Source organism: Cryobacterium sp. Hb1, from assembly GCF_004403585.1.
GTDB lineage: Bacteria > Actinomycetota > Actinomycetes > Actinomycetales > Microbacteriaceae > Cryobacterium > Cryobacterium lyxosi.
Genome location: NZ_SOHI01000037.1, coordinates 76,625 through 86,778 on the forward strand (window position 1 = coordinate 76,625; position 10,154 = coordinate 86,778).

Genomic DNA, 10,154 nt, shown 5'->3' on the forward strand with positions numbered 1-10,154 from the left:
TTAAGGCCAGGTCAGCGACCGGCCGCGTATCCCTGTGCCCCGCGTGCATCCGCCGCCGCCTGCAGCAGCCCGCTCCGCGCGTCGCGAGTGACCGCTGAGATGCGACCGAGCGCCCAGTCGCCGGCCCGGGTGATCCGGTGGCCGCGCCCTTCCAGCTCGGCGATGACCGTCTCGCCGAGCCGATCCTCGACTACGGCGCTGCCGGGTTCCCAGGTACGCGGCCAGAACGAGCCCGGAAACGAGGTGCTGTGAAAGGCGGGCGCATCGATCGCCTGCTGCGGAGTGTACCCGCCGACGATCGTGCGCAGCAGATACAGCAACTGCCATTGGTCCTGCTGGTCACCGCCGGGGGAGCCGAGCGCCGCCACCGCCTGCCCGTCGTTCAGCACGAGCGTCGGGGTGAGGGTCGTGCGTGGGCGCTTACCGCCGGTCAGCGCCGACGGCGAGCCGGGCTCGAGCCAGGTCATCTGCAGGCGTGAACCGAGGCAGAATCCCAACTCGGGAATGGTGGGCGACGACTGCAGCCAGCCACCAGACGGTGTCGCCGAGACCATGTTGCCCCAGCGATCGACGACGTCGATGTGGCAGGTGTCGCCGCGCATTTCACCGGTCGCGAGGGCTTCTGGCTCAGCTGCGGTGCGGGCCAGTGCATCGATCGTCGGTTCACCGACTGCAGCGGATGCCTCCGCACCCTGCTTCGTCAACGCCGCGGTCGTGTACGCGGTGCGCAGCACCGGGTAATACGGGGTGTAGCCGGGTACGAGGCCAGGGCGAAACTCGTGCGAGGCGGTCTCCGTGATGAGCTCCCGACGGGTGGCCGCGTAGACGGCCGACAAGAGGTAATCGAGCGGTCCGGTGTCAAGCGGTCCTTCGGCGTCGCCGTAGTACGCTTCCCGGTCGGCGATCGCTAACTTCTGGGCCTCCAGGATGGTGTGCGCGCCGAGCGCGGTAGAGGGGTCGAGCTCGGCGTCGCTGAACCCCTCCAGAATCATCAGGGTCTGGAGCAACGCCGGTCCTTGCCCCCAGGCGCCGGTTTTAGCGATCGTATGGCCGCGAAAAACGACCGTTGTGGCTTCCTCGATGCTCGCTTCGAAGCCGGCCAGGTCGGCCAGTGTCATGACGCCGGCATGATCGGTGCCGGAGGAATGCCGGTGCGGGGCCTGCCCGAAGTCGACGATGGCCCGGGCCACGAATCCTTCCCGCCACTCCCGCCGGGCCGCGTCGATGCGTCCCTCTCTCGTCGCGACGGTCGTTGTGGCGCTGGCCGCGATCAGGCGGTCGAGACTCCTCGCCCAGGCTTCATTGGTCACCAGGTCACCGGCTGCGGGCAGGATATCATTTGGCATCCACTGTGCTGCCGAGGTAGGCCAGTGCTCGGAGAACAGAGCTGCGACCGAGCTGATCGTGGCGACGACCCGGCCCAGAACAGGATGCCCATCGCGGGCGTAGCCGCAGGCGAACGCGAGCACTTCGGGCAGCTCCCAGGTACCGAAGTCACGCAGCAGCACGAGCCAGGCGTCGACTGCGCCGGGAACGGCTGCGGCGAGCGCCCCCGATCCGGGAACGAGGTCGAGGCCCTCAGCCCGGTAGTGGTCGATGGTGGCTGCCTGTGGGGCCGGCCCCTGCCCCATCAGCACGCGCGGAGCATCCGGGTCACCCGCTGTTACGAAGACGCCGGTCATATCGCCGCCGGGTCCATTCAGGTGCGGTTCCACGATGTGCAAAACGAAGGCACCGGCCACGGCCGCGTCGAAGGCGTTGCCGCCCCGTTCGAGCACGGCCTGGGCGCAGGCCGTAGCGAGCCAGTGCGTGGAGGCGGTCATTCCGAAGGTTCCACGCAGGGTCGGACGGGTGGTGAAGACGTTCGGTGCGGTATAGGTCACTTCCCCACCCTTGCACGAGTGGTGGCACGGTGCGCCCCGGGAGCCCACCCGGAGTCGTTGCGGCGTGATCGGACGCCGGCCGCCGGATGTCTTCGATTATCTGCCTCGAATCGGCTCGATTCGTGCGATGATCAGGCCAAGAGTGTGCGGGTCTGTCGTCGCAGGCTGTGTTCAGGATCTATGCCCGACAGCTGCGCAAACCCGAGACGAGGAAAGACAATAAATGAACTTTGACTGGGAATTCAACGGATTGCCGTTGCACGTACTGATCGTGCACGCGGTCGTGATCGTGGTGCCGTTGGCCGCGCTGTGCGCGGTGCTCACCGCGTTCTGGCCGGCCGTTCGGCGGCGGCTGGGCATCGTGACGCCGCTCATCGCCCTCGCCGCGCTCGTGTTGGTTCCCCTCGCGGTGCAGGCGGGCGAATGGCTGCAGTCCCGCCTCGTCACCATCACACCATTGCTCGGCGCGCACACGTCCCTGGGTGGCACCTTGCTGCCGTGGGTGATCGCTTTGTTCCTCGTGGCTGCGCTGCAATGGGGCTGGTATCGCTACAGCAACGGTGACGGCACCCGTTCCGCGTCTGTTCTGCGCAGCCGTACCGGGCGCCTGATTGCCACTGTCATTATCGATCTCATGGTTGTGGTGAGCGCGGTCGGAGCGGTGGTCACCGTGGCGCTCATTGGAGAATCGGGATCACGGGCAGTCTGGACCGACCTCTTCACCTCGTAGGGTGCCGCCCAAAAGTGCGGCACCCCTGTCTCGTCTGCTGGTCAGGCGCGACGCCTGGGCGGCTGGGGTTTCTGCACGGCCAGTTCGCCCCCCACTCGTCCGCCGAACGGACGGCCGTGGTCGGCGAACTCCTCGCGAAAGTAGCCCATCCGCCACGGGCCCATTTCGAGTCGCGAACCGGTGCGCAGAATCTGCCCGTTGCGGATGCTGTGACCGTCGTCGGACGGTCGAGAGCTGGCCGCGACGTCACCGGTGGCAAACAGACGGTACTCGTCGTTGTCATCGTGGCGAATCTCGGCGTGCAGGGGTTTCAATCCCGGCAATTGCAGGTCGGCCGCAGCCGAGGACCCGATCGTTGTTATGCCCGGCAGCAGATTGAATTCACGGGGCATCTGCCCGTTCCAGTTCTGTGACCCCACGACGAAAATGAGGCGAGGACGCCCGCTACCGGGCGTGTAGTGAGTCGTCGTGACGCGACGGCGGCTGCGCCGGTCGAAGGTCGGAACGAGCGGGAACACGGTTGATGGCGGAAGCGGAATCGCCACGGGCATCCGCGACTGTCCCCGCATTCGCGCTTGTACCAGCGGGCCCAAAGCGGTGCGGGACCCGAGTACGATGTTCGGCGACCGCGTCACGAGACGTTGCGTGACGGATGCCTGCACGTCGCCCAGCCGGGCGATCAGCCCGACGGGACCGGTGATGGAGACAGTCAGACCGCGATTGGCCAACTCGGAGGCGAGCGTGCGTAACGGTTCCAGGTTGAGTGCTCGGCCCTGCACGAACATTTCGGGGTTGCTCGTAAAGACAGTGATTTCCGTACCGTTGGCAGTGATCGTGCCGTGCATGGCATCCTCGGCCCCGAAGGAATCACCGAATTCTGAACCGGTCGAATCCTTATCAGGATTAGCCTTCGAAGCGCCGACTGCGCCGGTGGGCTCCACCAGGGAAAAGCCGAGATCGATGTTCAGCTTGACGCGGGAAGGTGTCCGTTTGGCGGCCGATGCTTTCGAGTTTCCGGTTGGGGAGCCCGCTGCGGCGTTCACATTAGCTCCGAAAGGGGTCGGAGCCGACTGTCTTCTCGTCGCTGGTTGTGACGCGCAGGGTTCCGTTGAATTTCCACACTGCACGCGGGGCGTCGGGGCCGATGTCACGGGGAACCTCGACGACCATGTCTACGAAACTGTAGTTGATAGCGGCGCCCTTGCCCGTAAGGTACGACCACATCTCCTGCCCGAGGTCGGTCCAGTCTGTGATGGTGCGCTCCGCGTTGTCAGGGGAGCTTTCGACATTACCCAGGTACGTCTGTCGTTCGGTCACGGTAGGTTCCTTTTCGCTCGCAGGGAAAAATGTTGCCGGTTCCGGTAACTGCGCCGGTCACGAGGACGAACCCCGAGATTCCCTACTTTAGCTACCTAGTTGTGCGGCGTAAAGGATTCCACGTAAACGGGAACCGGTATCACTCGGCGTCGAGGTCAGTCTCGAGAATCCTGACGAGAGAGTCGAGAGCCTCGTCGGCGCCGTCGCCCTCTGCTCGCAGCACCACGGTGTCGCCGTTGGAGGCGCCCAGGCTCATGATCGAGAGAATGCTCGAGGCATCCATGGCGTCGTCGACCGGTTCGCCGGCCATGGCGATGGTGACCTCGATGGGTAATTCGCCAACGGCGGCGACGAAAATACCAGCCGGGCGGGCGTGCAGGCCGACGCGACTGGCAATGACGGCGGTTCGTTCAGACATGGGATCCTCCTGAGTAGGCGTGTGAAAAGTCGGCGGGATGAAAAGGGTTCGACGGGTTAGAGACCCAGCGCATTGAGTATGGGTAGTTTCTCGCGAACCAAACGACGCGCGTCCGTTGCCGAGTGCGCCGTCAAGGCCACCTTGGCGAGCTGCTGCGCCTCGGGGAGCGTCACACTCGCGAGAACCGCGGCGACGGACGACAGTGCCCGCGCGGTCATCGACAGTGTGGCCACGCCGAGTCCGACGAGTACGACTGCCAGGGCGGGGTCGGCTGCGGCCTCGCCGCAGACACCGACCGGTTTGTCGTGCCCCTCGTCACGCGAGCCGTTCACGGTGAGACGAATGAGCTGCAGAACGGCGGGCTGCCATGGCGTGTTGAGGGCGGCGAGCGGGCCGAGCTGGCGGTCGGCGGCCATGGCATATTGGGTGAGGTCGTTGGTGCCGAGGCTCACGAAATCGACGTGCTCGAGAATGCTCGCGGCGGTCAGCGCGGCCGAGGGCACTTCGATCATAACGCCGGGTGTCGCGAGGCCGGCGGCTGAGCAGAGTGCGGCGAAGTGCTCGGCTTCCTCCGCCGTGGAGATCATCGGGGCCATTACCCATATGTGCGCCTCGGTACCCTCAGCGGCCTGGGCGATAGCGGTGAGCTGACGCTCGAGCACGCCGGGCGAGGTGAAATCGGTGCGGTAGCCGCGCACGCCGAGCGCCGGGTTCGGTTCGGAGGCATCCGTCAGAAACGGTAGCGGCTTGTCGGCGCCGGCATCGAGGGTGCGCACGACGACCTTCTTACCGGGAAAAGCATCGAACACCCCGCGGTAAGCCTCCACCTGTTCAGCGATGGAAGGCTCGGTGTCGCGTTCCAGAAAACAAAACTCAGTGCGCAGCAGGCCAACGCCCTCGGCGCCGGCTGCCGCGGCCTTGACCGCATCCTTCGAGCCGCCGACATTGGAGAGCAGGGGAACCAGGTGGCCGTCTTGCAGCCGCCCGGTGCCGTCGAACACGGCTAGGGCGGCGGTGCTGGTCTCCCACGCTTTGGCGAGGGCGACCTCGTCGACGCCGGGGTCGACCAGAATGGTGCCCGCAGCCCCGTCGACGAAGATGCGGGTGCCATCGGCGAGGGCGGTGACCCCGACAGCGGCGACCACCGCGGGCAGCCCGAGAGCCCGGGCGATGATAGCGGTGTGGGACTGCGGTCCGCCGCTCGAGGTGACCAGCGCGATCACCTTAGCCGGGTCGAGGGTGGCGGTGTCGGCCGGTGCGAGGTCCTCGGCTATCAGAATGAACGGGGTGTCAGAGTGCGGAATGCCAGGGGCCGGAACGCCGCGCAGTTCGGCGACGATGCGCCCGCGCACGTCGAGCACATCGGTCGCCCGCTCGGCCATGTAGCCCCCGAGGTTGTGCAGCATCTCGGCCACCGAGGCAGCGGCGTCCCAAATGGCCCGCTCCGGCGAGGCACCGTTGGTAATGAGCTTGATAGCGGCCTTGACCAGCATCGGGTCATTCGCCATCAGAGCTGTCGCCTCCAGCACCTCCCGGCCGGCACCGAAGGCGCCGACCGAGCGGGCGGTGAGGTTGGTCTGCACAGCCTTCGCGGCGGTACGCAGAGCGGTGGATGCTTCCTCCGGCGACGTTCCCTCGGCCAGACGCTCGCCCACAGCGGGTTCGCGCACGGCCTGGGGCATCAACAAAATGGAGCCGATGATGCGTCCGGGGCTGACTCCGACTCCAGCGAAGGTGCGGCCGGTTTCGGACTGGTCTGTACTGGCACTGCCTGGGAGAGTCTGCACGATCGTCCTCATTCCTTTTCTCCCCAGCGGGCGGCTGGCGTCACTGTACTGCGTGTCGTTCCGCGCGCGTGTCTGATGCTTGTCGGGTTACGCGTTCACGAAAACGGCTTCCGGGGCATCGACCATGCGCTTCCGCACCGCGTAACGCTTGAGTCCGACGACGGCAAACGCCGATACAACAGTACCGATCGCAACGGCGAGCAGGAACAGCAGGAAGTTGTCGATCGCGAAGAACACGAATAATCCACCGTGCGGCGCCTTGCTCGTGATGTTCCAGGCCATCGACAGCCCGCCGGTGACGGCGGCGCCGAGCATGGCGGCCGGAATCACCCGGAAGACGTCGGCGGCGGCGAACGGAATGGCGCCCTCGGAGATGAACGAGGCACCGAGCAGCCACGCCGCCTTGCCGTTCTCGCGCTCAGTCACGCTGAACAGCTTCCTGTCGAGAACGGTGGCGAGGGCCATCGCGAGCGGCGGCACCATGCCGGCGGCCATGACCGCGGCCATGATCTGCCACGGCGCCTGGTTGGCGAGGGTTGCCGCGCCGAGGCCGGCGACGGCGAAGGCGTAGGCGACCTTGTTGACCGGGCCACCGAGGTCGAAGGCCATCATGAGGCCCAGGATGACACCGAGAATCACAGCGGATGCCCCGGTCATGCCGTTCAGCCAGTCGCCCAGTCCCACGGTGAGCAGGGCAATCGGCCCGCCGAGAACGATGAACATCAAACCGGAGGCGACGATCGACGCGACCAGCGGAATGATCACGACGGGCATCAGGCTGCGCAGCCAACGCGGAACGTTGAGCTTGGCGAAGCTCGCGGCCACGATACCGGCGAGCAGGCCGCCGACGATGCCGCCGAGGAATCCGGCGCCCATGAAGCCGGCGACGGAGCCGGCGACGAAGCCCGGTGCGATACCGGGGCGGTCGGCGATGGCGAAGGAGATGTATCCGGCCAGCGCCGGAACGAGGAAGCCCATCGATAGGGCGCCGATCTTGAAGAAGACAGCGCCGAGGTAGGTAAGCATGCCGCCGTCGGGCAGATTGAACAAGCTGTTGTTCAGCACGACCTCGTCGGCTACCTCCGTGATCGCGTAGCCGCCGAGTGCAAAGCCGAGGGCGATGAGCAGCCCTCCGCCGGCGACGAAGGGAATCATGTAGCTGACACCGGTGAGCAGCGCGCGCTTGAGCTTCTGGCCCAGGTGCTCGCTCTTCTCCGTCGCGTCATTCTGGTCAACGGTTCCGCTCACCCGACGGGCATTCGGGTTGAGGGCAGCCGCGAGGGCCTCCTCGATCAACCGGCCGGGTTCGTCGATGCCGCGCTTGACCGGGGCGTTGATGACGGGCTTGCCAGCGAAGCGTTCCCGGCCGCGCACGTCGACGTCAACGGCGAAGATGACGGCGTCGGCCGCAGCGATGACCGCGGGGTCGAGCGGGGTGAGGCCAGCCGACCCCTGGGTTTCCACCTGGAGATCGACTCCAACCGCTTTGGCCGCGGCAACCAGGGCGTCGGCGGCCATGTAGGTGTGCGCGATTCCGGTCGGGCAGGCGGTGACGGCGACGATTCGCTTCATGCCGGTCCGTGCTGAACCGGTACCGATGTTCGCACTGTCAGCGGCGGCGTGGGCGCCGGCCGCCACGGCCACCGGGGCGACGACGTTGTTGACGAGTCCGACGATCTGCTGCGTGTTCGATGCATCGCGCAGCGCGGCGGTGAAGCCCTTCTTCATGAGCGACCGGGCGAGCTTGGCCAAAATCTGCAGGTGCTCCTGGTCGGCGCCGTCGGGTGCGGCAATGAGAAAGACGAGGTCGGCCGGGCCGTCTTTCGAGCCGAAATCGACCGGGGTCGACAGGCGGGCGAGCGCGAGCGTAGGTTCCAGCACGGCGGTGGAGCGGCAGTGCGGGATAGCGAGGCCCCCCGGGATACCGGTGGCGGTCTTCGCCTCGCGGGCGAGGGCATCCGCGTACAGAGCCTCGATTTCCGTGGCACGACCCGACGCGACGACGAGCTCGGCCAAGTGCCGAATGACGTCCTTCGGCTCGGTACCGAGATAGGTGTCCAGAGCGACAAGCTCCGGGGTGATCAGTGCACTCACTGGTCATCCTCCTTTGGATGTGTGGCCAGTACCAGCCGGGGGGCCGGTGCTGGGGCAAGGTCCGTCACGGTGACGGCGCTCGGGTTGGTTTGGTGCAGGGCAGGAACAGTGGAACCGGGTAGGGAAGCTGCGGCGGCGCCGTGGGCGGTGGCCTGGCGCAGGCAGGCGGGGGCGCTCGCGCCGAGATTGCTCTGCAGCAGGTAGCCGGCCAGGGCGGAGTCGCCGGCGCCAACGGTGCTGACGGCGCGCATCGGGGGAGTGGTAGCGAGCCAGCTGCCGTCGGCGGTGACGAGTACGGCACCCTTCGCTCCGAGGGTCGCGAGCACGGCACCGACACCGCCCGCGATGAGCACGCGAGCCGCGTCGACCACTCGCGCGGGGTTCGCCTCGAGCGTGTCGCCGTCGAAGAGTCCGCTGAGCTCGGCGAGTTCCTCAGCGTTGGGCTTGAGCAGATCGGGGTGAGCCAGTGCGGCTGCGGCGAGAGGGCCGCCCGAGGAATCCACGGCGACCTTCGGTGCGTCACTGCCGAGGCGAGCGCGCAGCTCGCCGATGATGCGAGCGTAGAAATCGTCGGGCACGCCGGGTGGAACCGACCCGGCCAGCACGAGCCAGCTCGCGCCGACCGACTGCTCCAGCACCAGGTCGATGAGTGCACGCTGCTGGTCCGGGCTCAGACTCGGGCCGGGTTCATTGACTTTGGTCGTCGTGCCGTCGGGTTCGGTGATCGCAACGTTGCTGCGAAGCGGCTGGCCGATCGGCAGGCCGAGATGCGGGATCTGGTGGCTGGTCAGGGCCATCAGCACCGGGTCGTCGGGGTCGCCCGGCAGAATGGCGAGGCTTCTGATGCCACTCGCTTCGAGGGCGCGGCAGATGTTGACGCCTTTGCCACCGGGTTCGCCGTGGGCGGCGACCGCCCGCTGTACCTTGCCGCGCTCGAGCGGGCCGGCCAGTTCGATGGTGCGGTCGAGGCTCGGGTTGGGGGTCAGGGTGACGATCATGCGATCACCACGTCGACGTCGGCTGCGGCGAGTGCGGCGGCAAGGTGAGCGGATGGCGCAGCATCCGTTACCAGGGTATCGATCGCTGCGAGCGCGGCAAAGCAGACCAGCGTCTCTTGGTCGAGTTTGCTGGAGTCGGCGAGCACGACAACGCGGCGGGCCGACCGCACGATGGCCGATTTGACGGCCGCTTCGACCGAGTCCGGGGTGCTCAGGCCGAAGGTTGCGCTGATGCCGTTGGTGCCGATGAAGGCGATATCAGGACGGAGCGCCCCGAGCTGCGCCACGGTGCCGGCACCGACGATGGCACGGGTCAATCCGCGTACGAGGCCACCGAGTATATGCAGTTGGATCGCTTCATTGCGGGAGAGTTTGCCGGCGATCGGCACCGCATTCGTGACCACGAGCAGCTGATCACCGGCAACCGCGGGCGTGAAGCCGCCCAGACGGTCAGCGAGGCGCTCCGTGGTGCTGCCGGCGTCGAGCAGGATCGACCCGGTGCGACTGGTGGGGATCATGCGCATTGCCGTGTCGGCAATGCGCGACTTCTGGTCGAGGCGCTGCGTCTGGCGTTCATCGAGGCTCGGCTCCGACAGGCTCAGGCGATCAATGGCCACGGCGCCGCCGTGCACGCGACGTAACTGTCGGGCGGCCTCAAGGGTGTCGAGGTCGCGCCGCACGGTCTCGGCGGTGATGGCGAACCGCGCTGCGAGGTCGGTCACGCTGACTCGCCCCTCGGTTGCCACCAGGGCGGCGATTAAGAGTTGACGTTCTTCGGCGAACACGAAAGCCTCCTCGACGATGAGTGACGAAGTCACGAATTTGGTTTCATTGACTTTACCTGCGTTTATTTCTGTTTGTCAAAAAAAAGAAGAAAAACAAAGAATCACCGGTGGGCCGCAGGGTCGACTCGGAGCGAGCAGCGCC

Annotated in this window: 9 protein-coding genes; 1 reads left to right on the forward strand and 8 read right to left on the reverse strand. The window is 66.6% G+C overall.

Translation table 11 applies throughout. The features are described from left to right. Positions 1-11 precede the first annotated feature (11 nt). Complete coding sequence (locus E3T38_RS15525) at positions 12-1,883, reverse strand: gamma-glutamyltransferase family protein (protein WP_134549011.1); 1,872 nt, start codon at positions 1,881-1,883, stop codon at positions 12-14. A 223-nt stretch (positions 1,884-2,106) separates the two neighbouring features. Here E3T38_RS15525 and E3T38_RS15530 point away from each other — a divergent pair, with 223 nt between their 5' ends. Beyond that, positions 2,107-2,613, forward strand: a complete 507-nt coding sequence (locus E3T38_RS15530; RefSeq protein WP_134549012.1) for a hypothetical protein — start codon at positions 2,107-2,109, stop codon at positions 2,611-2,613. Positions 2,614-2,654: 41 nt separating this feature from the next. On the opposite strand, the gene E3T38_RS15535 is transcribed toward E3T38_RS15530, so the two are convergent. The 7 genes from E3T38_RS15535 to E3T38_RS15565 form a co-directional block, all read right to left on the reverse strand. Further along, complete coding sequence (locus E3T38_RS15535; protein WP_241984511.1) at positions 2,655-3,656, reverse strand: FHA domain-containing protein; 1,002 nt, start codon at positions 3,654-3,656, stop codon at positions 2,655-2,657. Between the two features lies 1 nt (position 3,657). Continuing rightward, positions 3,658-3,930 carry a hypothetical protein gene (locus tag E3T38_RS15540; RefSeq protein WP_370449051.1) on the reverse strand — a complete coding sequence of 91 codons (273 nt, stop codon included), beginning with the start codon at positions 3,928-3,930 and terminating at the stop codon, positions 3,658-3,660. Between the two features lie 139 nt (positions 3,931-4,069). Further along, positions 4,070-4,348, reverse strand: coding sequence for an HPr family phosphocarrier protein (locus E3T38_RS15545; protein WP_134549013.1), 279 nt, complete (start codon positions 4,346-4,348; stop codon positions 4,070-4,072). 56 nt (positions 4,349-4,404) lie between these two features. Then, positions 4,405-6,147: a phosphoenolpyruvate--protein phosphotransferase gene (ptsP, locus tag E3T38_RS15550; protein WP_134549014.1), complete on the reverse strand. Its 1,743-nt coding sequence runs from the start codon at positions 6,145-6,147 to the stop codon at positions 4,405-4,407. 75 nt (positions 6,148-6,222) lie between these two features. After that, positions 6,223-8,229 (reverse strand): fructose-specific PTS transporter subunit EIIC, encoded by a 2,007-nt coding sequence (locus tag E3T38_RS15555; protein WP_134549015.1) that lies wholly within the window; start codon positions 8,227-8,229, stop codon positions 6,223-6,225. Next, a complete protein-coding gene (locus tag E3T38_RS15560) occupies positions 8,226-9,227 on the reverse strand; it encodes a 1-phosphofructokinase family hexose kinase (protein WP_134549016.1) in 1,002 nt (333 codons plus the stop codon). The genes E3T38_RS15555 and E3T38_RS15560 overlap by 4 nt, the downstream gene beginning before the upstream one ends. Further along, positions 9,224-10,012, reverse strand: a complete 789-nt coding sequence (locus tag E3T38_RS15565; protein ID WP_134549104.1) for a DeoR/GlpR family DNA-binding transcription regulator — start codon at positions 10,010-10,012, stop codon at positions 9,224-9,226. Before E3T38_RS15565 ends, E3T38_RS15560 begins: the two co-directional genes overlap by 4 nt. Positions 10,013-10,154: the final 142 nt, after the last annotated feature.

What these genes read in the sequence shown, in the direction of transcription:
- E3T38_RS15530 (WP_134549012.1), top strand. Translation starts at nt 2,107, where the DNA reads ATGAACTTTGACTGGGAATTCAACGGATTGCCGTTGCACGTACTGATC.
- E3T38_RS15545 (WP_134549013.1), bottom strand. Translation starts at nt 4,348, where the DNA reads ATGTCTGAACGAACCGCCGTCATTGCCAGTCGCGTCGGCCTGCACGCC.
- ptsP (WP_134549014.1), bottom strand. Translation starts at nt 6,147, where the DNA reads ATGAGGACGATCGTGCAGACTCTCCCAGGCAGTGCCAGTACAGACCAG.
- E3T38_RS15560 (WP_134549016.1), bottom strand. Translation starts at nt 9,227, where the DNA reads ATGATCGTCACCCTGACCCCCAACCCGAGCCTCGACCGCACCATCGAA.